The following is a 21439-nucleotide window of genomic DNA, read 5'->3' on the forward strand; positions in this document are numbered from 1 at the left end:
TAAGCCAGCGTTTGAACGCTGGCTTCATATCTGAAAAGTTACCTATCTAGAGCTGCTTTGAAAAGATTTTAGAGTTGCGCTGGTAATTGTACAAAGCTTGCTTTTTGGCAGGCAAAGTTGTCAAAGTGGTCTCTTGAAAGCCGCGTTCAACAAACCAGTGTGCGGTTCGTGTCGTCAGCAAAAAGAGAGTGTTCAAGCCAAGCTTTTTCGCTTCTCCTTCAATTCCTTTCAGTAGCCTTTCGCCTCGATTAGAGCCTCGGTACTCCGGTGATACGGCAACACAGGCGAGCTCTCCCGCCCGTTCTTGTTCAAAGGGATAAAGGGCAGCGCACGCAACAATAGCACCATCACGTTCGATCACGATAAAGCGTTCCACTTCGTTTTCTAATAGCTCACGTGAGCGGCGAACGAGAATGCCTTTGGCTTCCAATGGCGCCAGCAACTGCATCATGCCGCCGACATCATCAATGGTAGCGCCACGTAGCTTTTCGTAGCTGTCTTCGTCGATCATGGTGCCTGAGCCTTCCCGGGTGAAAAGCTCACTCAGAAGGCCACCATTCTCATTGAATGAGATGATGTGAGAGCGAGGAACCATACCTCTTACCGCCATCACACAGGCTTCTAAGGCGCTGTGTGTGGCAAATGATAGGGTGTGGCGTGCTAAGATGGTGTCCGCTTGGTTGGCCAGCAATTCTGAGTACAGTTCATCCTTATCATCAAATATGCCTTCGTCTTCCGTGAAGATGATCAGCTTATCGGCTTTTAATTGGATGGCTGCTTGGGTGGCCACATCCTCAGCTTTAAGGTTGAATACCTCGCCGGTTGGAGAAAAGCCTAGGTGTGGCAACAGCACCATGTTGTCATCTTCCAGTAAGCGAAAGATAGCATCACTGTCGATTCTACGAACTTCCCCTGAGTGGCCATAGTCAATACCATCTACCACGCCCAGTGGGCGAGCGACCACGTAATTACCGCTGCACACCTTCAAGCCTGCATTGGCCATAGGGGTATTCGACAGCCCCATGGAAAGCTGGGCTTCCAGCTGTACCCGAACCGCTGCAGAGGCTTGAATGATATCAATCAACTGATCTTGAGGCGTAACACGGTAGCCATCTTCGATAATGGAAGTAAGGCGTCGGTTTTCTAATGCACGGCTAATTTGTGGCCGAGCCCCTTGGATTAAGACAAGGCGGATGCCAAGGGAATCCAGTAGGGCCAAATCATGGATGATATTGGCGAAGTTAGGGCTCTCAAAGGCTTCACCGGGGATCAAGATGACAAGAGTCTTACCACGGTGAGCATTGATGTAGGGGGAGGAGTGGCGAAACCAATCCACATAACTGTGTTCGTCAGACACTTGCTGCCTCATTTTCGTTGCTAGTGACGCAGTAGCGTTTCACTAATCCATTAATAACGTGTTGCATGGGTTTGATCTGATCCAGTCCCATAAACTCATTAGGTTGATGGGCCTGGTCTATGGAGCCTGGACCAAGAATCAGGGTTTCCATGCCTAACTGATTTAAATATCCACCCTCAGTAGCGAAGGCGACTGTATCAGCGGGTTTGTTTGTTAGTCGTTCACAAGCTTGAATGATATCGGACTCTTTCTTCGTTGAGAACGATGGCACACTCGGGAATAGCTCATTTAGCTGAATTTTTGTACCAGTGTTGCGCTCGATTTTAGGCAGCAATGCTGTAATGTCTTCAAGTAGGGCCTGATTATTCATGCCTGGCAGGGCGCGCAAGTCAAACTCAAGTTCACAACGTCCACAGATGCGATTTGGACTGTCACCCCCGTGGATACAGCCAAAGTTCATGGTCGGATAGTCGATGACAAAGTTGGCGTCGCGGTAGGTGTCTTTTAAATGCTGACGATATTGCATCAACTCTGACAAGACACTGTGCATGGCGTCTAGGGCGTTATTACCTAAATTCGGGTTGGAAGAGTGTCCTGCTTGCCCCGTGATACGGATCTTTTCCATCATAATGCCTTTGTGGGCATGAATCGGCGTTAGGGAGGTGGGTTCACCGATCAACGCATAGCGTCCTTTTGGGCGGCCAGCGTCCACTAACGCACGGGCACCTTCCATGGAGCTTTCCTCGTCAGCGGTAGCAAGAATGATAAGGGGCTGCTGTAATTTGCTTAAATCCATGTCGCGTAACGTGTCTATGACGATGGCAAAGAAACCTTTCATGTCGCAGGTTCCAAGCCCATATAAGCGATTGTCTCGCTCTTGTAACGTAAATGGGTTGCTGGTCCAGCGATCTTCGTCGTAGGGGACGGTATCTGTGTGCCCAGATAAGACTAAACCGCCTGCCCCTTGACCTAGGGTAGCGATTAAATTGAATTTGTTTGGTTGTTCTGGGAGAGGCATGATTTCGCATTGAAAACCGAGGCTTGAAAGCCAGTCTTCTAGCAATAATATGACGCCTTTATTTGACTGATCCCAGCTGGCTTGACTACAACTGATAGAGGGCACAGCGATCAACTGTGACATCATGCTGATTAGTGAAGGAAGTTTAGACATTGGATACTCCTTTATCTGATGCCTGTTTAAAGTGTGTATAGCTCCTACCTAGGCTTCTGGTAAACTTACTGCTCTACACTGGTTGTCTCCGGTATACCGGAAGATTGAGAGGTTTTCAATATGGCTACCGAGCTTGAACTTAAATTAATGGTTCAACCCGAGTATCTCAAGTCGGCGTGTGCTTGTCTCGATGCATTTTGTGAAAAAATGAATGATGGGGGGCAGGGCAGCATAAATGTTCGTCAACCGACACTTGATTTAATGAATGGGTATTACGATACGGCGAATGGACTGCTAATGGACAACGGCATTGCCCTACGCATTCGAGCCGTTAATCAACAGTATATCCAAACGGTTAAAACCCGCGGTAGCAGTCGTATTGGCATGCACGAGCGTGGAGAGTGGGAGTGGCGTATCTCCTCTGATGTGCTGGATCTATCGTTATTGGAAGAAGTGCCCTTACCTGAGGCTTTGGTTGATATGGCCTGGTCTCGAGATTTAGTGGAAGTGTTTCGGACAGACTTTAAGCGACATGTGTGGCTGATTGAATACGAAGGGGCCACGATAGAAGTGGTATGCGATCAAGGTGTTGTGTCTTCCAGCTATGGTCAAGATGATATCTCGGAACTTGAATTAGAACTTAAGTCTGGGCCTGAACTTGCCCTTTATCAGTTTGCCAAACATTTGGCGGCTGAGCTGCCTGTCCAAGTCAGCACTGTCTCTAAAGCCCAGAAAGGTACGCGCTTAAAACATCGACGTATTGAGTTTCCTACCAAGCCAAATCCGACTGACTCGTTACAAGCGTTCGCTGAATACTGGTATGAAACCTGGTTAGTTTACTGGGAAGCGATGTTTCACCTAAAAGATGAAGCGCTGTTACAGCCGATCCTGTCTTCGATCGTGCAACTGCAAAAATGTACTCCCGAGTCCGTGGCAACTCCACTGGCAGCCCTTGAAGCTAAATTCGAATCCTTGTTTGAAGATGATGACAGCTCTTTACTGTCTAAGCTTGCTGGCACCACAGACACGGGAGTGATAATGCTTGAAGTTGGATACTGGTTAAATAAACAATTGGACAAAACACAATAATAAAAAGGATTGAAGTTTGAGCCTTACGCCCCTTCCTGATGTGCAAGCCCTGTACTCCCAAGATTATGTTGTTAACAAGCGCCAAGCCATCTTGGATGCTATTGAGCGACGTATTGGTTTAGAGATCACTGAAGAACGTCTACAGCAAGCGGAACGCCTCTGGCTGTTGAGTGACTATGTCCACAAACAACTGGTGCGCTTTCCCCATTGGTTAGAGACCCTATTTGATAGTCAGGAAGCCCTGGCTCCTCCTTCTGTGAATCAATTGGCTGCCGGTGAAAAGTGCTGGGGGAAAGGGGCTGACACTGATTTAGATGACTTACCAGACTGGGACGAAGCGACCCTAATGCAGCAATTACGCCGCTACCGTCATTGGTGGATGGTACGCCTAGTCGCTGCTGACATAGAGCAAACCATGCCGTTAGAGCGTTTAACGGCATTGTTGAGCCAATTGGCGGATGTCACAGTCAATGTTAGTCAGATGTGGAGTATTCGCCAATATCAGGGACTTTATGGACAAGCCTTAGACTCCAAGGGCCAGCCGCAGAAATTGATCGTAATCGGCATGGGGAAATTAGGTGGGTATGAGCTGAATTTGTCCTCAGACATCGACCTAATTTTTGCTTTTAGAGAGCATGGTGACACCCAAGGTGGGCGCAAGAGTCTCTCCCATCAGGAATACTTTACCAAGATTGGTCAAAAGTTGATTCAGCACTTGGATCAAGTGAATGCGGAAGGCTTTGTATTTCGGGTAGACATGCGCCTAAGACCGTTTGGTCAGTCTGGTGCCCTCGTCATGAGCATGGACTCCCTAGAGAACTACTACCAAGATCAAGGACGGGATTGGGAGCGTTATGCCATGATCAAAGCCCGTGTGATGGCGGGTGACCCCCTTGATGTGCAGGAGTTCGAAGCCCTTCGCCGTCCATTTGTCTATCGCAAATATTTAGACTTTGGGGCCATTGGTGCCTTACGTGACTTAAAAGCCATGATCGCCAAAGAAGTGCGCAGACAAGGCATTGAGCACAATATAAAGCTTGGTGAAGGCGGCATACGGGAAGTTGAGTTTATCGTTCAGGCCTTGCAAATACTCCATGGGGGGCGTGATCAGGCGCTGCAAAATGCGGCGTTGTTTTCTGTGTTACCAGCACTTGGAAAACATGGTTATTTACCAGATGAAGAAGTTCAAGAGTTATTGTCCGCTTACCGTTATTTGAGGCGCGTTGAACATGCCTTGCAAGGGGCATGTGATGAACAAACCCAGTTATTGCCTGATACGGAGACAGAGCGGCAGAGGTTGGCTTATCACGTTGGGGAGCCAAATTGGCAGGCGTTAAGCGACAAGCTTTGGGCCCACCGGCATCGTGTGCACCACTACTTCTTAGATTTGATCGACGATGGCGCAGAAGAAACCTCCTGTGATGTACGTCAGCAAGAAGCTTGGCGTGTTTTAATTAAGCACCCGGATGATCTGGATGGGATCAAAGACGCTATTGCCGATGTGGCATGGCAGAATCCAGAGCAAGTCCTTGAGCAGCTAAGTCGGTTTCTAGGAGCTCGCTCAGTGGTTTACATGCAACCCATCGGTCAAGAGCGTTTGGCGGTATTCTTAGGGACCTTATTGAGCCATCTGGAAGCTGAGCAAAATCCTGATGTGGTGCTTGAGCGTGTTATTCCGATCATGGAGGCTGTCAATCGACGAACCTCCTATTTAGTTTTGCTCTCGGAAAATCAGAGTGCCATCGTGCATTTGATGCGACTGTGTCGAGAAAGTGTTTGGTTCTCTGAGGCCATCAGCAACTCTCCCGCATTGTTAGATGAGCTACTGGACGCGAATACGTTATTTTCGCCGCCCTCAAAGGACATGATGGCCTTGGAGCTCAAGCAGACCCTTCTCAGGCTGCCTGAAGAGGATGAAGAAGCCCATATGGATGCTATGCGTCGCTTCAAACGATCCATTACGTTGCGTGTGGCCGCCTGTGATATTACGGGAGTGCTCCCTTTGATGAAGGTGAGCGACCATTTGACCTGGTTGGCTGAAGTATTGCTCGAGCAAGTATTGCAGCAATCTTGGCATTATCTCACCCAACGCCATGGATATCCTACCTCTGACAGCGGTATGGCGGCCCATCCAGAACTTGTCATTGTGGGCTATGGCAAGTCAGGGGGCATTGAGCTTGGGTATGACTCTGATTTGGACCTAGTGTTTATCCATGATGCCCCCTTAAATCACGCCACGTCAGGGGAGCGCAGTATCGATAATTTGGTATTTTATACTCGCCTCGGACAGCGCATGATTCATTTACTCACCAGCTTTACTGGGGCGGGGCGTCTTTATGAGGTGGACATGCGCCTACGTCCTTCCGGCAACTCTGGGCTACTGGTGGCCAGTTTAGATGCGTTCTGCGCGTATCAGGAAAGCGAAGCGTGGGTGTGGGAACATCAAGCGCTCTGTCGTGCTCGGGCCCTAGCGGGAGATGCTCGATTAACTCAAAAGTTTGATGACGCCCGGCAGCGAATTTTGGCACGTCCTAGGGACCGTACAGCCCTTAAGCAAGACGTGATTCAAATGCGTGAGAAAATGCGCGCCCATTTGGACACCAGCGGTGCTGAAAAAGGCTTTGATTTGAAGCAAGGTGCCGGCGGTATCATCGACATAGAATTCATGGTGCAGTACTTGGTGTTGGCTTGGTCCAATGAGCACCCAGAATTGATGCTCTATTCCGATAACATTCGGCAACTCGAAATGGCGGTAAAATCTGGCTTAATGGAAGCCAGTACGGTAGCGAAGCTTGTCGACGCTTATACCTTTTATCGCGCCACCGCACATAGACAAACCTTGCAGAAATTAGGGCGTTTAGTGCCACTGGAAACTCTTGAGCAAAATCAGAACGTCATCACTCAATATTGGGAAGCGTTTGTTCAACAAGAGGCAGATGAACGATTATAAAAAATCCCCTAACAAGGCCATTGTTAGGGGATAAGAAAGGAAACCTTAGACCTACTAGCACACTTCGATTACCGAAATGTGCAGTGGTTTTATGTTAGAAGGCGACTTTGATCTTGGCGTGGTAGCGACGACCATCTTGAATGCTACCGTAAGTATCGCTATCAATTTCTTTGTCTAATAAGTTATAGATCCCTGCATAGAGGGTGACACTTTCCGTTGCTTGATAAGCTAAGCCAGTGTCAATCAATGTGTAGTCTGGGTAACCTTCTGCCATGCTGGTACGGGAGAGTCCATCAGAGGTTTCACCCACGTAGTTTAACTCACCCCAAACATTCAGCTTATCGGTTGCATCCCAAGATAGATTGGTATGCACGCGATGTTTCGGAATACGGTTCAAAGGTTCGCCTTTGAACTCTCCAGATTTCTGTTCGGAGTCAGTTAGGGTGTAACCAATATCCCAACTTAGGTTGTCAGTTAACATGGTGCCGAAAGAGGCTTCAATACCTTGTGTGACAACATCATCCACGTTGTAGCGAGTGCTGATGAAGTCATAGCCGCCATCACAGCTCGCGTCCCCTGCATCTACGTCACAGATGCGCTCTTCTGTAATCTTGTCTTTAAATTGAGTGTAAAAAGCTGTTAATTCCGCTTTAGTTCCTTGGCGATTATTCCAAGCGATGCCCACTTCATGACTGATGCTCTTTTCAGCTTCAAGATCCGAGTTACCAAGAATCATACCGGAACCACGACCAGTAATTTGTCCCCAACCGTCTGTTGCCTGACGTAGGTCCGGAGAACGGTAACCCGCGCTAATACCGCCTTTTAAGCTAATGGTATCAGTGGTATGCCAAACACCGTAAATGCGAGGTGTCACCGCAGTGCCATAGTTTTCATCTTCGTTCACCCGTAGGCCTGTGGTTAGGGCAAAATCATCAGTTAGATAGAATTCATCTTCAGCAAACACTGCTGCTTGCCAACGTTCTAGCTGATCAACGTCAGAGCTTAACTGGTTGCCTGTATCCGTTAGCTTTTGATTTTCAAATTGTCCACCAACGGTTAGGGTGTGACGATCAAAGAACAAATGGCTCTGATGGTTTAGTACAGTAGACTCATACACCATTTCACGAGTCTTATTGTCGTTCTCTTCATAGCTTAAATAAGTCGTATGTTGCCCTGAGTTAGTGTTTAACTCATTGGTGACAGAGAAATGATCCCGTTGATAATCATTGGTGCTGTCTGAATCACTACTGTTGCCAGTTGTTCTGTCACGATCTTGTTTTTCAGTACCCGCTTCAAACTTAAGGGATTGCTGGTCGTTGATCTGCCAGGTGGCTTTACTGGTTAGGTTTTTGATGCTTTGTTCCGCATAGCCATCTTCGATGTTGTCTTCATCCCGTTGCGAGATTTGACCATATACTTCGAGACCTAGTTTGTTTTCAACAACAGGGCCAGCGACATAGAAGTCCGCTTGACGAGAGTCGCCAGAATCACTGTCTTCTTGGATAACAGTGCCAACGCTCACTTCACCATGCCACTCGGGTTGTACTTTCTTGGTAATAATGTTGATAACACCGCCGAGAGCGTCAGAACCGTACAAAGAGGACATAGGGCCACGTACTACCTCAATACGCTCAATCGCTGTGACCGGTGGTAGCCAACCTTGTTCGATACCTGGGCCATCAGAGTTTGGGCGTGTCTCACGGCTGCCTTGGCGTTTACCGTCCACCAAAATTAGAGTGTACTTGCCTCCCAAGCCACGCATGGTAATGTCTGAGGTCGAGCCACCGCCAGAGACATAGACGCCAGGAACGGAGGCTAGGGCATCTGTGACATCACGGTAGTTTTTCTTTTCGAGTTCATCGGCGGAGATCACCGTAATTGAAGCGGCAGCATCTTCGGTATTTTGTTCGTAACCTGAGGCGCTGACGACCAATTCTTCCAGGTTGACGGTGTCTGCCTGAGCGCTGTGTGCGAAAAGTAAGCTGGCAGCTACAAGTGTAAAGGGAAAGTGCGTGCGAGACATGCTGGGTTAAGTCCTTTAAAAAATATGAATACAAAAAGGAATGCGAATCCTTATCATTTATATTTTGCATTAAATGTTTACACTTGTGGTGAAATGAGCCGTTGCAGAAATTAGAACACCTTGGGAAGAGATGATTGGATTATGTACGATTTGAGTGATTTGCAGAGTTTTGTCTCTGTTATTGAAACAGGAAGTCTTGGGGCCAGCGCCAAAGAGCTTGGCGTATCCAAATCCACCTTGAGTCGACGTATCTCTCATTTAGAGGATGTGCTCAAGCAACCGTTAATGAGACGCCAAGCGAATCGAATCTTTGCCAATGATGCGGGGCGTGCTTTCTTGCCCTATGCCAATACTATTCTTGAAATGGTGGGACGCGCCCATCGTAAGGTTGATGAGTTAAAGGAAACCGTATCAGGGAAACTAAAGGTGGCTCTATTTTCCGGCTTGAGCCGCTCTTGGGTGACCCGGGAAATTTTCAAATATCTCGCTGAATACCCAGAAATCAATATTGATGTGTATACCGTAAGTGCGTTGGAAGATGTGCAATCCGCAACCGATGTAGTGATCTGGATTGGAGAGCTGGAGGAAACAGACCTGAAAACTGAGCTAATGGGGGAAATGCGCTGTGGTTTGTATGCTAGCCCCGATTATTTAACTTCCGTGGGGGTGCCAGAAACGATTGATGAGCTAGGTCAAAAAGATTGGGTCAATCTGCATAATTTCTATTCATCGGATCACATGCTTTCACTCTTCCATGAAGAGCATGGCTATGCAAGCCTCAAAATGCCGACCTCTAGATTGTCTACGGATTTAATGAGTTTCCATCTGGATGCCATTGTTAACGGTCGAGGCATTGGCGTCTTGCCGGAATACTTGGTCGCCTCCCGTGCAAAATTTCATTCGGATGATTTGGAGATGGTATTGCCCGAGTGGCAAGCTCCGAGTTTACCGCTTTATTTGATGTACCCTTATGGCCATCTTCCAAAGCGTTGCCAAGAATTTATGAAGCAGATTAAGAAGGCTTACCAAGCAACGCTCTAGCATTACGCTAGAGCGGGCTTTTCAGAAGAGCTTTTGGCTGTTTCTGAGGGGGTAGGATTAGACGTTTGTCTCTGACTGCGTCGAACATTAACTAAAATGGGGGCGCCAGTGCTTGGGTCTTCCAGAAGATCACAGTGCACCCCATAAAGGCTGTCCATTAATTCCGACGTGATAATGTCCTTTGGCGCACCCTGGGCCACGATTTCCCCTGACTTCATAGCGATTAGATGATCCGCATACCGAGCCGCCATCGCTAAATCATGGACCACCATTACTAGGGTCTTTCCTTGCTCCGCCAGCTCCCGAATCAAATCAAACACTTCAATCTGATGACCTAAATCCAATGCCGAGGTCGGCTCATCCAAAAGCAAGACTGGCGTCTCTTGAGCAATGGACATGGCAATCCATGCCCGCTGACGTTGCCCACCGGAGAGGGTATCCAGTAAACGGTCGGATAAGTCTTCCAGGTTAGCTGCATTTAAGGCGAAATTAATCGCTGTACGATCATCCATGCCCCATTGCTTTAAAAAGTTTTGATGGGGATGACGACCAAAGCGAATCAATTCCTTCACCGTGATGCCATCTGGCGCCGAAGTTTCCTGGGGCAGCAAAGCAAGCTTTTTCGCCACCTCTCTTGAAGGGAGTGAGTGGATGTCCTTGCTATCTAAAATGATTTGTCCGGCAGCAGGTTGATGAACCCGTGACAGGCCATTTAATAGGGTCGATTTACCGCAGCCGTTTGGGCCCACAATGGCAGTTACCTTGCCTTTTGGAAACGAAACAGACAAACCATCTATGATGGTATGGTCTGAATGTTTTAGAGTCAGCTTGTCGGTCAGTAGTGGTGAAGTTGTCTGGCTCATAATGTGCTCTGTTTAGGCTTGCGAATTAAAATCCAAAGTAAATAAGGGCCACCAATAATGGCAGTTATAACCCCGACGGGCAGTTCGATAGGGCTCAATGCTGTACGTCCAACAAAGTCTGCGAGCACCATCACAATGGCACCGCAGAGGGCACTGGAGAACAGGGGCAATCCCCGGTGGCGGGCAAAGGTTCGCGCCATTTCTGGTCCGACCAACGCCACCAATCCTACGGGTCCAGCTAAAGCAACAGCGAAGCCAGTTAAAGCGACAGAGATGATCACAGCCACCAATCTAAGCTGATTGGGGCGATTGCCTAGGGCAGTAATAACCGGGTCACCAAAGGCCATCAACTGAAACCAACGGGCCAATACAAGACTCAAAACTAAACCTATTAAGGTGACCCAGCCCATGATGGGAATTTCATCTTCAGGGCGACCGGAAAGACTGCCAACGGTCCAAGGATACGCCGCGTTAGCGGTATCAATGTGAACCTGAGATAGGAGTAATTGCGAAATGGCTGCTGACACAGAGCCTACCGCTAGGCCCGCCACAATAAAACGGTAGCCACGAGTGCCACTGCCACCTCCTATTATAAAGGCGAGAGCGGTGGCGGTGGCGGCTCCCGTTAGGGCCATGGCTGATGGCGCTAAACTAATACCTACGCCTACGACTGATGCCACAGCAAAGGCCATGGCAGCGTTATCGATGCCGATAATGCCAGGGGTGGCAAGACGGTTTCTGGCAACGGTTTGCATCAAACAGCCGGCCACACTAAATGCGGCCCCCGTATAAATACCTGCTAGTAGTCGATTCAGACGCAGTTCGTTTATTACAAACTGAGTCATGGTATCCCCATAACCAAACAGCGCCATGACGACTTCATTAGGGGCAATAGACAAGGTGCCAAAGCCCAAAGAAATGACGCTAACGACGATTAAGGCAATCAACAACATACCATTACGTCGTGCTGCTGCCATATCGATGAGCAGGCTGCTTCGCCCCCATTCCAAAAGACGCGTATTCCTAGGCAGGGCTCGGTTGTCAGCGTTGTGAGAATCAAAGGAGCTATTAGATAATGACATAATACATCTCACCTAGGACAAAGTTGGTAAACGTTTAGCGCGTACAATCAACATCAATACAGGTGCTCCGACAATAGCGGTCAGAACCCCTAGGGGCATTTCTGTAGGTTGGGCAATTAAACGGGTGAGAATATCGGCGCAGATAATCATTAACGGCCCAATGGGCAAACACATGATCATGGTGCGGCGGATGTCTGGTCCTACGAGTGCTCGGGCTGCAAAGGGTACCACCAAACCCACAAACATAATGGGTCCCGCAATGGCCGTAGCCGTGCCGGTTAGGATGGCTACGATCAAAATCACTAAATAGCGGATAGTACGAGGTTTATGGCCTAGTCCAAGTGCGACTTTTTCGCCCAAGGCAATGGATGCCAAGGGTTTAGCCACATAAAGAATCAAGCCAGCCGCAATAGCGAAGTAGGGGAGCACGGGGTAGAGGGAATCCATGGAACGCCCAGCAACACTGCCAGTGACCCAAAAACGAATTTCATCCGCTGCGCGCTCATCGTACATCAGGAGGATGGAAGTGAGTGCAGACAATAGGGAAGACAAGGCTGCCCCCGCTAAGACCAAGCGAACAGGGTCTTTGAATTGACCTTGTAGACGGGCTGCTGCCATGACGAAGACGCATCCAGCTAACGCACCAAGCTGCGCAACGCCCACGGCTAAGGTGGCGGCACTGGCACCTAAAATGAGCGCAATCGCTACCGCAAAGGATGCCCCCGCACTGACGCCAAGAAGCCCAGGTTCTGCCAATGGGTTGCGAGCAACGGCTTGCATTAAGGCACCAGAGAGTCCCAATGCCATGCCCACGACCACTGCAATTATGGTGCGCGGCAGGCGTAGTTCAGAGACAACAAATATGGCTTCATCTGAGCCTTGGCCTATGATGGCTTGCCATGCATGACTAGGCGTGACTTCTCCAGCGCCAATTAAAAGGGAGACAATGCACGCAGCCATTAGTAGCGCTGTGGTCATGGCCACACAAACGACTAAAGGGCGCTGTGAAGGCGCCCTTTTTGAAAGGAAAAATATACTACTAAACGCTGTGGTCATTATTGGGTATTCGCTTCCAATAGTGCTTCGATGTCATCCAAAATCACATGGGCTGCCAGCGGTCCAGAAGTACTGCTCCAAACCTGACCATCTACAGTTGCGGTATGGTTAGACTTCACCACATCTAAGCGAGCGAATGCAGGGGATTTTTTAGCCGCATCTAACGCTTCTTTACCATCATCATTCAGTGTTGCAAGGAATAACCAATCGCCATCAATAGTGCTTAGGTTTTCTAGGCTAAGAGGGCTAGAGTGAGGGCGCCCCGGTTTTAGTAGGCCACCATCGTCTGCTTTAAAACCGACTTGGTTCAACAAGGAGCCTACAAACAGGTCTTTTGACATAACAATGGCACCTTGTGGCATCCAGCGAGCGATAAACGCAGTACGTTGATCCGCTGGAATGTTGGCATCGACTTTTTCTTTGATGCTGGCGGCACGGTCGTCAACGGCTTTTAACGCTTGCTCAATCGCGTCGCTTTGACCGATGGCTTTGCCGTACAAGCGGGCATCTTGTTTCCAGCTGCCAGGGGTAGTTGATGTGGTGTCAGGAACGATAGTCGGAGCGATTTTTGACAGGACATCGTATTGTGCTTTGGGCAGACTGGAAGACGCTAAAATAACGTCAGGGCGCAAACCAATGACCGCTTCGATATTTGTTTCCCGCGCGGTACCAACGATTTGAATGCCAGCTTGCTTGTCTTCTAAGTAACGAGACACTGTGTCACTGCCTCGCGTAGCAACAGAACCTGCTACCTCAACATCAATGGCAGACATTACGTCTAGGGCGCTTTCCGCCAGAGTAACAACCTGAGTTGCGTTGTCTTTGACAGTCACCTCACCGTATTTTGTGGCAACGGTTACGTCAGCTAATGCTGCGCTGGTGGCGAGTGCAATAATGGAAACTGCAGAGACTCGCTTAAGGTGGTGAATCAATGACATCGGGGAAACTCCTTGTTAATCTTTAAAAGTTAAAATGAATGATAATGCTTCCTATTTAACTAAGGAATGTTTTTAAGAGGGTTTTCCTTATTGTTTTCTTGAATGCGGCGTTGCAGAAAGTGCAACGGCTTTTGCGGAACTAACTTCAATGGCAAATTTTCTGTAACGGGTTAAGAAATTTGCGTAGCGGTCGATAGGGATTGGTAATGGATTGTAAGTGGTCCTTTCCTAAGGGCTGCTGGTGAACTATGGTAAGGATTCCAATTAAGAGGGCTTACTATGAGCAACGTAACAAACGTCAGTACTTCCTATGCAATGGAAATGATGGGTGTCGCGATGGCAAAAACTCAACAAGAGGAACAAGGGCGTCAGTCTTTGCAACTACTTGAGAGTGCTGCTGCATCTTCGCAGCAGATTCAGTCGAGCGCTCCCGCCACAGGAAATCTTGGGCAGAATATCAATATCAAGGTATAGCTCATCTGTGGGTCAGTAAAAGCCGCGCCTCTAACAAAGGACGCGGCTTTTTTGTGTCCGCTAATGGTCTGATAGGGAGGGTGCTAGTACCGTTTTAGCGGGCTGTCCTGGGATCTCCTTGGCGAGGCGAGGCATTAGGTAACCGGGTAGAATCTCTGCCACTTGGCCCATGAGTTTTTGGGCTTCCGTGACTGAGATATCGAAGTGAGCGCCCCCTTCGATGGGATCAAAGGTAAACATGTAATAGGGTAGAATGCCTGCGGCAAACAGGCGTTCGCTGAGATCTACTTGCGCTTTGACGCTGTCATTCACTCCTTTCAGTAGAACCCCTTGATTTAACACCGTTACCCCAACTTGTTTTAGTTGCGAGACTTTCGCTGCGATCTCTTGGTTGATTTCATTGCCATGATTGCTGTGCAGAACTAACACGATATCCAGAGGGCTGGAGGCCATCCAAGCCAATAGTTCATGATTCACGCGACTGGGAATCACCACAGGTAAACGGGAGTGAATCCGTAAACGCTTGAGTTGTGGTAGGGCATTCAGTCGCGCCACATGCTTACTAAGTTGCGAATCTTTTAGCATCAGCGGATCTCCGCCGCTCAAAATCACTTCGTTTACTTCTGGGTGTTGCTCTAGGTATTCGATCACATGATCCCATTCCCGTTGGGCCAGTTGATTGTTACTGTAAGGAAAATGACGACGGAAGCAGTAACGACAATTGACCGCACAGGTGCCAGTGGTAATGACCAGCACACGATGTTTGTATTTATGGACGATGGCTTTGCGCGGGGTGTGATTTCCTTCGTCCAGAGGGTCTTTGCTGTAGCCTGACACAGGTGTCATCTCGATATTGTCCGCTAACACCTGTCGTAATAAAGGATCGTTAGGATTGCCTTGTTCCATGCGGGCGACAAATGGGCGAGGTACCAGCATTTTAAATGCCTCTTCTGCATTGTTTGACTCGGGTAACTGATGGGGCGCTAGTTGGAGCAGTGTTAGAAGCTCTGAAGGAGAGCGAATCGCCTGGGTAAGCTCCATGGACCAATGGCTCTCGGTGTCATTTTGAATCGGGATCACGTCAAATATCTGCAAAATTGAGTTAAGTTGGGTTATTATGTGCGCCAATCTTCGGCCGATTGGCCTCCGCTCTTGAAAGTCTCGCATTATTACGCCGCGATGGACTTCAACGAATACCATATTCGTTTAGAGCTTTTTATCTAAATCATGACATTGTGAGGATTTATGGCGAGTTATTCTACCAGCGATTTGCGCAGCGGTAACAAAGTAATGGTTGACGGTGATCCTTGTGCTGTATTGGACAACGAACACGTTAAACCAGGTAAAGGTCAAGCGTTTAACCGCATCAAGCTACGTAACCTTAAAACAGGCCGTGTTTGGGAACGTACCTTCAAGTCTGGTGAATCTCTAGAAGCCGCTGATGTAATGGATACGGACATGGAGTATCTATACACCGATGGTGAGTTCTACCACTTTATGCTAACCGACGGTTCGTTTGAGCAGCATGGCGCGGACGCAAATGCGGTAGGCGAGACTGCTAAGTGGTTGAAAGAGCAAGAATCTTACGTTGTGACACTATACAACGGTGCGCCTTTGGCTGTAACGCCGCCAAACTTCATTGAGCTTGAAGTGACAGAAACAGATCCAGGTCTAAAAGGTGACACGGCAAACGGTGGCTCTAAGCCAGCGACCTTGTCTACTGGTGCTGTGATCCGTGTACCATTGTTTATCAACATTGGCGAAGTGCTTCGTGTTGATACGCGTACAGGGGAATACGTTTCCCGCGCAACAGGTAAGTAATTGTTTTCAGAGAAGCCCTCAAGTCCTATGGCTTGAGGGCTTTTTTGTGTCCAGAGGGTAGGGTGAATGTTTCAAGTAGATCAGTGGCAACCAACGGCTTCCATGGCCATGCTGACAGAGAGAGCCAGGCTGTTTCGTGGCATCCGTGAGTTTTTCTTTCAGCGAGATGTAATGGAAGTGGATACCCCTTGTTTGTCCCTGGGCAGTATCAGTGACCCTCATATTGAAGTGTTGACGGCGACCACTCGAACCCTAGGAAAGGATGTTACCTATTACTTACAGACCTCACCTGAATACGCCATGAAACGGCTTTTAGCGGCAGGAGCTCCTAGTATTTATCAGCTGGGTAAGGTGTTCCGTGCTGAGGAAATTGGTCGTCGCCATAGCATTGAGTTCACCATGTTGGAATGGTATCGCCTTGGATTTGACCATTGGCAACTGATGACAGAAATGGACGATTTACTGTCTGAGTTAATGGGGCAAGCAATCTGCTCTGAGCGGTTAAGCTACCGTGACGCCTTTATTCGCCATGTGCAGTTGGACCCTTTTACCGCCCCCCTTGAAACTCTGCAAACTACTTGTCATCAACATACAGAATTCGGCTTAGGGGAAACGGATCGAGACACACTTTTGGAATTGTTATTCGCCACCTTAGTGGAACCTAATATAGGACAAGAGGTACCCTGTTTTATTCATGCATACCCAGCGTCTCAAGCGGCCCTTGCAAGACGTCAACAGGATGAAGAAGGGGGTGTGACGGCAGCACGATTTGAATGGTATTGGCAGGGGATGGAACTGGCCAATGGTTATTACGAATTAACTGACAGTCAGGAACAGTCAGCTCGTATGGTGGCCGAAATGCAGGAACGAGCAAAGCAAGACAAGCCTTGGCGGCAAGCGGATGAGCGATTGATTAAAGCCTTGGCGTTGGGGCTTCCAGAGTGTGCGGGAGTCGCCCTAGGGGTCGATCGTCTGCTAATGTTGTTAACAGGCCAGAAGCATATAGACCATGTGATGCCATTTGCGGGTGCTCACGTATAACGTCTTTTTAACTCAGAGATTTTTATGACCACTTCGTCCCCATCTTTTCGAGATTGGTTGTTACGCGGTAGCCAGCGTCGTTTGCTGTGGCTATATGTTGCGGTGTTTGTGATTTGTCTGCTGACCCTATGGCGCGGTGGGGACGCCTTAAAACAGCAGCAAATTGAAGATTTAAACCGGGAAACCCAAGAACAACTGGATCAGCTGGCCAGTGTGGTGGAAAGTGCCATCGCCAAATATCAGCACATGCCTACCTTGCTCGCTTCTAATGATCGGGTGCGAAAAGCCCTGCGAGATGGCCTGCCTTCGGACATTAACCAACTCAATCGTGAGTTAGAGCAAATCAACCGTATTACCGAAGCGTCAGACAGCTACATTATCGACATTAACGGGGACACCATAGCGGCTTCTAACTATCGGTTGAGCACCTCGTTTGTTGGTGGGAATTTTGCCTTTCGTCCTTACTTTCAAGAGGCCATTCAAGGCAAAGCGGGACGCTATTATGCCTTGGGTACCACTTCTAATCGTCGTGGTTATTACTTTTCCTATCCGGTTTATGAAGGCGATACCATCATAGGCGTAGCTGTGGTGAAGGTGGACCTGAATCAGTTTGAAAAGCGTTTTAGCAATCAAGCCTACGAGTTTTTAATGCTCGACCCTGATGGGGTGGTATTTAGTTCTTCCCGTGCCAGTTGGCTGTACAAGGTCATGGGGGAATTGTCCTACGAAGAATTATCACGTATTGCTGAGTCCCAGCGATACTTTGATCAATCCATTGAAACCCTGCCGATTGTAGCTCGACGTCGCTTTGCTGAGCGCGCATCTGTCATTGAAATGCTGGATGAAGTCAGTGATAGCCGAGGTGACAGCCTTGTTGAACGTCATCGCTATCTAACCATGGAAAAGCCGATTCAGTTATTGGGCTTTAAAATTTCTGTGTTAGTGCCACTGACGGCCATTGAAGAACAAATTGCCTTATGGCGTGCTATTTTTGCCGGTGGTATCACCATCACCATGTTGATCATGGGCTTGGCTCATTTGCGCTCGCGTATGTTGCAGGAGCGTTCAGATGCCATCGAAATGGCTTATCACAACCAAGCCTACATCCGTGAGGTGATTCAGCATACTCAAGCGGGCTTGGTGACCCTAGATGGGCAGCGCCGCATTGAGGCCTTAAATCCAGCGGTCGAAAAGCTGGTGGCGAGTCCCTTATCTGGTTTGATTGGACAGCCCCTGACAGAGCTATTTTGGCCATCAGAAACGGATCAAACTCGCTGGATGAAGGCTTTGCAGGCTGACTTTGATAACGCAGTGAATCGCTCCACAACAGTGGAGGGGACCTTGCAAATTGAAGGGCATAGGGAAGGAGTAGCGGTGGAAGCAACCATCTGTGAACTCCAGTTGCCAAACCGACGTAGCTACCTAGTGACTTTCCATGACATGACAGAGCGTAAGCGTTACGAGCAGGAAATCACAGCAGCCCGTCATGCTTTGGAACTACGGGTCAAAGAACGCACCTTTGAATTGGAGGAATCCAACCACTTGTTGCGCCATGAGATCGCTGAACACAAAACCACCCAACAAGAGCTGATTCAAACTGCCAAGCTGGCGGTGCTTGGGCAGATGAGTGCGGGCTTAAACCACGAGCTCAACCAGCCCCTGACAGCCATCCGTTCCTTTGCGGAAAATGGCTTGAAACTGCTGGAACGTGAACGCTATGAATTGGCAAAAGGCAATCTACAACAAATCAATCAGCTAGGGCATCACATGGGCGATATCATTGCTCGCTTTAAAGTGTTTGCTCGAAAAGGCAACGTGGCTCATACCCCTATTGATGTGCAAAGTGCTATTAATGGTGCACTGAAAATCATGCAGCCACGATTGAAAGAAGCTTCAATTCAGGTGCAGAGTCCTCAATCCGTTGAGCTGGCAGTGTTGGCGGATATGGTGTTTTTAGAACAGGTGCTGGTGAACCTATTAGCCAACGCCACTGATGCGATCATGGAGGCGCAACCTGAAGATAAGTGGATTAAAATCGCTGTGGATTCTGATGACAGCCAAGCGCGTATTTTTGTTCAAGACTCAGGGAAGGGCTTATCAGAAGAAGCCCTCGCACACCTTTTTGAGCCTTTCTATACTTCCAAGCCATCGGGGTTAGGATTAGGACTAGGCTTGTCCATCAGTCAGCGAATTATGGACTCTATGAACGGTGACCTGTCCGCTTGCAACCCCACTGAAGGTGGCGCTCAATTTTGTGTTACCCTTAATCTTTTTCTGCCTGACCAATCCTAAGGATACATTCCATGTCTGATCTTGATCGAGTGATTGTCATCGATGACGAACAATCTGTCCGTATGGCGATCTCGCAAACCCTGCAATTGGAAGATTTTGATGTGGTGGAATACGGCAGTGCTCAAGGGGTCTCTGAAAAAATTTCCATCGATTGGCCGGGCGCAATTGTCAGTGATATTAATCTACCTGGTATGAGTGGCTTAGAGTTGTTCGAAGCGGTTAAAAAGATCGACGCTGAAATCCCTTTTATCTTAATTACGGGTCATGGGGACATCAGTATGGCAGTCAATGCTATCCGTGATGGGGCCTATGATTTTATCGAAAAGCCATTTTCCAATGATGACTTTGTGGAAGTGGTCCGACGTGCCTGCGAAAAGCGTCGTTTGACCTTGGAAAACCGTAATCTAAGACTGGAGTTGGCGGCACAAAACGCCCCCGGTCCACGTATTATTGGTAACACCCCAGGCATCCATCGTTTACGCCAAGCCTTGCTACATGTGGCGGATACTGCCGCCGATATCCTAGTGCAAGGGGAAACCGGTACGGGTAAAGAAATGGTGGCCCGTTTTATCCATGAACACAGCTCCCGTAGAGGAAAGCCATTTGTCGCCATCAACTGTGGTGCTGTGCCCGACTCCATTATGGAGTCTGAACTCTTTGGTCATGAAAAGGGCGCTTTTACCGATGCAAAGACTCAACGTATTGGTAAGTTGGAGCATTCCAATGGGGGCACCTTGTTTTTGGATGAAATCGAAAGCATGCCCATGTCCATGCAGGTACGCTTATTAAGGGTGCTCGAAGAACGTAAGGTGGAGCGTTTAGGCTCCAATAAAGGGGTAGATCTAGACCTGCGTATTCTCGCGGCGACCAAGGTGGATTTGAAAGAGCTGAGCGAGACAGGAACCTTCCGTGAAGACCTGTATTACCGTTTAAATGTGGTGCGAGTGGACATCCCACCACTGCGGGAACGCAAAGACGATATCCCTTTGTTATGGCAACATTTTTGTTTGGTAGCCACAGCGCAATACAAACGGGAATCAGAGCAGCTTTCTGCGGAACGCATGCACAGCTTACTGAGTTATGATTGGCCCGGTAATGTACGGGAGCTGCGCAACCTTGCGGAACGGTATGTATTGATGGGGGAAGCGGGGTCTTTTGAGTTTGATCAGATCATCACCAACGAGTCGAATCCTGGCATGATGACCTTGCCCGAGCAGATGGAACGGTTTGAGAAAACTCTTTTAGAACAAGAGCTTTTGCGTCAAAAAGGCTCGATTAAAGGAACCATGGATGCATTAGGCTTACCCCGTAAAACCCTTTACGACAAGATGCGAAAATACGACCTTGATAAGGATTTGTACAAGTCCTAAAGCGAGTGCGCATAGTCGCTATTCACCACACTATTAAGCCCAGCTAGATGCCCATGCTAGCATGGGATTTTCCCTTCGGTTTTAGGATCTAACCGTGTCAGAGTTCTTTTTAAATGGTCTGTCGCCAGCGTTATTTTGGTTACTTGTGATCACAGCAGGTTTTACTTCTTTGTTTACCGCCAGTTTTGGTGCAGGGGGCGGTGTTATGCTCTTGGGCGTGATGGCCCAAGTGCTTCCACCCCAAGTGATCATCCCGTTACATGGGGTTGCTCAATTAGGCTCTAACGCCGGACGCGCGGCCATGAGCTGGCGTCATATTGACTGGCGTTTGATCGGGTTGTTTCTACCCGGTGCCTTAGTCGGGGCATTGATCGGGCAGTTGGTATTGAAAGCCCTAGATCCATCGCTCATGTATCTTTCTATCGCCTTGTTCATCTTGTTTCTCTGTTGGGGGCCAAAGCTACCAAAACTGGCTTTAGGGAAATTTGGCACCATGGTAGCAGGGGCGTTGACGACCTTTTTGACCTTGTTTGTTGGTGCCACTGGCCCTTTAGTTGCTGCCTTTATCAAGCAAGTGTTTGTGGATCGCTTTCGCACGGTAGCCACCTTCGCCACGGCTATGTCCTTACAGCATGTCCTAAAAGTGGCGGTGTTTGAGCAAGCGGGCTTCCCGATTGGTGCTTGGTTACCCTTGTTGGCCTGTATGGTGATCAGCGGTGCTATCGGTACCTGGTTTGGCTTAAAGGTTTTGAAGAAAATGCCTGATAAGCACTTTCATCGAATTTTTAACGTGATTTTAACGATTTTAGCAGCACGTTTGATTATTCAGGCTTATCAGCTCTGGTAAGCCTGCCCCCTCGCTTATACGCAC

General features: G+C 48.6%; 17 protein-coding genes. 9 read left to right on the forward strand and 8 right to left on the reverse strand.

The window, feature by feature from the left end:
- Positions 1 to 46: 46 nt before the first annotated feature.
- Complete coding sequence (gene argA, locus ACFQ45_RS00900; protein WP_377364376.1) at positions 47 to 1357, reverse strand: amino-acid N-acetyltransferase; 1311 nt, start codon at positions 1355 to 1357, stop codon at positions 47 to 49.
- The gene (gene argE, locus ACFQ45_RS00905) at positions 1350 to 2528 is read right to left on the reverse strand and encodes an acetylornithine deacetylase (RefSeq protein WP_377364378.1); all 1179 of its coding nucleotides are present in this window, start codon (positions 2526 to 2528) and stop codon (positions 1350 to 1352) included. Before argE ends, argA begins: the two co-directional genes overlap by 8 nt.
- Before the next feature lie 120 nt (positions 2529 to 2648).
- On the opposite strand from argE, the gene ACFQ45_RS00910 reads away from it, so the two are divergent.
- Positions 2649 to 3617, forward strand: a complete 969-nt coding sequence (locus ACFQ45_RS00910; protein ID WP_377364380.1) for a CYTH domain-containing protein — start codon at positions 2649 to 2651, stop codon at positions 3615 to 3617.
- Positions 3618 to 3633: 16 nt separating this feature from the next.
- Positions 3634 to 6567, forward strand: coding sequence for a bifunctional [glutamate--ammonia ligase]-adenylyl-L-tyrosine phosphorylase/[glutamate--ammonia-ligase] adenylyltransferase (gene glnE / locus ACFQ45_RS00915; protein WP_377364382.1), 2934 nt, complete (start codon positions 3634 to 3636; stop codon positions 6565 to 6567).
- Positions 6568 to 6661: 94 nt separating this feature from the next.
- Here glnE and ACFQ45_RS00920 read toward each other — a convergent pair whose 3' ends face one another.
- Complete coding sequence (locus ACFQ45_RS00920; protein ID WP_377364384.1) at positions 6662 to 8590, reverse strand: TonB-dependent receptor domain-containing protein; 1929 nt, start codon at positions 8588 to 8590, stop codon at positions 6662 to 6664.
- Positions 8591 to 8731: 141 nt separating this feature from the next.
- On the opposite strand from ACFQ45_RS00920, the gene ACFQ45_RS00925 reads away from it, so the two are divergent.
- Positions 8732 to 9631, forward strand: coding sequence for a LysR family transcriptional regulator (locus ACFQ45_RS00925; protein ID WP_377364386.1), 900 nt, complete (start codon positions 8732 to 8734; stop codon positions 9629 to 9631).
- A gap of 2 nt (positions 9632 to 9633) precedes the next feature.
- Here ACFQ45_RS00925 and ACFQ45_RS00930 read toward each other — a convergent pair whose 3' ends face one another.
- From ACFQ45_RS00930 to ACFQ45_RS00945, 4 genes are all read right to left on the reverse strand, one after another.
- The gene (locus ACFQ45_RS00930) at positions 9634 to 10494 is read right to left on the reverse strand and encodes an ABC transporter ATP-binding protein (protein WP_377364388.1); all 861 of its coding nucleotides are present in this window, start codon (positions 10492 to 10494) and stop codon (positions 9634 to 9636) included.
- A complete protein-coding gene (locus tag ACFQ45_RS00935; RefSeq protein ID WP_377364390.1) occupies positions 10491 to 11576 on the reverse strand; it encodes a FecCD family ABC transporter permease in 1086 nt (361 codons plus the stop codon). Before ACFQ45_RS00935 ends, ACFQ45_RS00930 begins: the two co-directional genes overlap by 4 nt.
- 12 nt (positions 11577 to 11588) lie before the next feature.
- Positions 11589 to 12554 (reverse strand): FecCD family ABC transporter permease, encoded by a 966-nt coding sequence (locus ACFQ45_RS00940; RefSeq protein ID WP_377364392.1) that lies wholly within the window; start codon positions 12552 to 12554, stop codon positions 11589 to 11591.
- A 77-nt stretch (positions 12555 to 12631) separates the two neighbouring features.
- Positions 12632 to 13570, reverse strand: coding sequence for an ABC transporter substrate-binding protein (locus ACFQ45_RS00945; protein WP_377364394.1), 939 nt, complete (start codon positions 13568 to 13570; stop codon positions 12632 to 12634).
- 279 nt (positions 13571 to 13849) lie between these two features.
- Here ACFQ45_RS00945 and ACFQ45_RS00950 point away from each other — a divergent pair, with 279 nt between their 5' ends.
- Positions 13850 to 14044, forward strand: coding sequence for a hypothetical protein (locus ACFQ45_RS00950; RefSeq protein WP_377364396.1), 195 nt, complete (start codon positions 13850 to 13852; stop codon positions 14042 to 14044).
- Positions 14045 to 14104: 60 nt separating this feature from the next.
- On the opposite strand, the gene epmB is transcribed toward ACFQ45_RS00950, so the two are convergent.
- Complete coding sequence (epmB, locus tag ACFQ45_RS00955; RefSeq protein ID WP_377364398.1) at positions 14105 to 15124, reverse strand: EF-P beta-lysylation protein EpmB; 1020 nt, start codon at positions 15122 to 15124, stop codon at positions 14105 to 14107.
- Between the two features lie 165 nt (positions 15125 to 15289).
- On the opposite strand from epmB, the gene efp reads away from it, so the two are divergent.
- From efp to ACFQ45_RS00980, 5 genes are all read left to right on the forward strand, one after another.
- Positions 15290 to 15865, forward strand: coding sequence for an elongation factor P (gene efp / locus ACFQ45_RS00960; RefSeq protein WP_377364400.1), 576 nt, complete (start codon positions 15290 to 15292; stop codon positions 15863 to 15865).
- A gap of 66 nt (positions 15866 to 15931) precedes the next feature.
- A complete protein-coding gene (gene epmA, locus ACFQ45_RS00965) occupies positions 15932 to 16906 on the forward strand; it encodes an EF-P lysine aminoacylase EpmA (RefSeq protein ID WP_377364402.1) in 975 nt (324 codons plus the stop codon).
- Positions 16907 to 16930: 24 nt separating this feature from the next.
- Positions 16931 to 19198 (forward strand): ATP-binding protein, encoded by a 2268-nt coding sequence (locus ACFQ45_RS00970; protein ID WP_377364404.1) that lies wholly within the window; start codon positions 16931 to 16933, stop codon positions 19196 to 19198.
- An 11-nt stretch (positions 19199 to 19209) separates the two neighbouring features.
- Positions 19210 to 20568: a sigma-54-dependent transcriptional regulator gene (locus ACFQ45_RS00975; RefSeq protein WP_377364406.1), complete on the forward strand. Its 1359-nt coding sequence runs from the start codon at positions 19210 to 19212 to the stop codon at positions 20566 to 20568.
- A 94-nt stretch (positions 20569 to 20662) separates the two neighbouring features.
- The gene (locus tag ACFQ45_RS00980) at positions 20663 to 21415 is read left to right on the forward strand and encodes a sulfite exporter TauE/SafE family protein (protein ID WP_377364408.1); all 753 of its coding nucleotides are present in this window, start codon (positions 20663 to 20665) and stop codon (positions 21413 to 21415) included.
- The last annotated feature ends 24 nt before the right edge of the window (positions 21416 to 21439 follow it).

It is taken from the genome of Rhodanobacter aciditrophus (assembly GCF_042679525.1).
Taxonomy (GTDB): domain Bacteria; phylum Pseudomonadota; class Gammaproteobacteria; order Pseudomonadales; family Marinomonadaceae; genus Marinomonas; species Marinomonas aciditrophus.

What these genes read in the sequence shown, in the direction of transcription:
- ACFQ45_RS00925 (WP_377364386.1), top strand. Translation starts at nt 8,732, where the DNA reads ATGTACGATTTGAGTGATTTGCAGAGTTTTGTCTCTGTTATTGAAACA.
- ACFQ45_RS00940 (WP_377364392.1), bottom strand. Translation starts at nt 12,554, where the DNA reads ATGACCACAGCGCTACTAATGGCTGCGTGCATTGTCTCCCTTTTAATT.
- ACFQ45_RS00935 (WP_377364390.1), bottom strand. Translation starts at nt 11,576, where the DNA reads ATGTCATTATCTAATAGCTCCTTTGATTCTCACAACGCTGACAACCGA.
- ACFQ45_RS00970 (WP_377364404.1), top strand. Translation starts at nt 16,931, where the DNA reads ATGACCACTTCGTCCCCATCTTTTCGAGATTGGTTGTTACGCGGTAGC.
- ACFQ45_RS00920 (WP_377364384.1), bottom strand. Translation starts at nt 8,590, where the DNA reads ATGTCTCGCACGCACTTTCCCTTTACACTTGTAGCTGCCAGCTTACTT.
- efp (WP_377364400.1), top strand. Translation starts at nt 15,290, where the DNA reads ATGGCGAGTTATTCTACCAGCGATTTGCGCAGCGGTAACAAAGTAATG.
- ACFQ45_RS00950 (WP_377364396.1), top strand. Translation starts at nt 13,850, where the DNA reads ATGAGCAACGTAACAAACGTCAGTACTTCCTATGCAATGGAAATGATG.
- ACFQ45_RS00945 (WP_377364394.1), bottom strand. Translation starts at nt 13,570, where the DNA reads ATGTCATTGATTCACCACCTTAAGCGAGTCTCTGCAGTTTCCATTATT.
- ACFQ45_RS00975 (WP_377364406.1), top strand. Translation starts at nt 19,210, where the DNA reads ATGTCTGATCTTGATCGAGTGATTGTCATCGATGACGAACAATCTGTC.
- epmA (WP_377364402.1), top strand. Translation starts at nt 15,932, where the DNA reads ATGTTTCAAGTAGATCAGTGGCAACCAACGGCTTCCATGGCCATGCTG.
- ACFQ45_RS00930 (WP_377364388.1), bottom strand. Translation starts at nt 10,494, where the DNA reads ATGAGCCAGACAACTTCACCACTACTGACCGACAAGCTGACTCTAAAA.
- argE (WP_377364378.1), bottom strand. Translation starts at nt 2,528, where the DNA reads ATGTCTAAACTTCCTTCACTAATCAGCATGATGTCACAGTTGATCGCT.
- ACFQ45_RS00910 (WP_377364380.1), top strand. Translation starts at nt 2,649, where the DNA reads ATGGCTACCGAGCTTGAACTTAAATTAATGGTTCAACCCGAGTATCTC.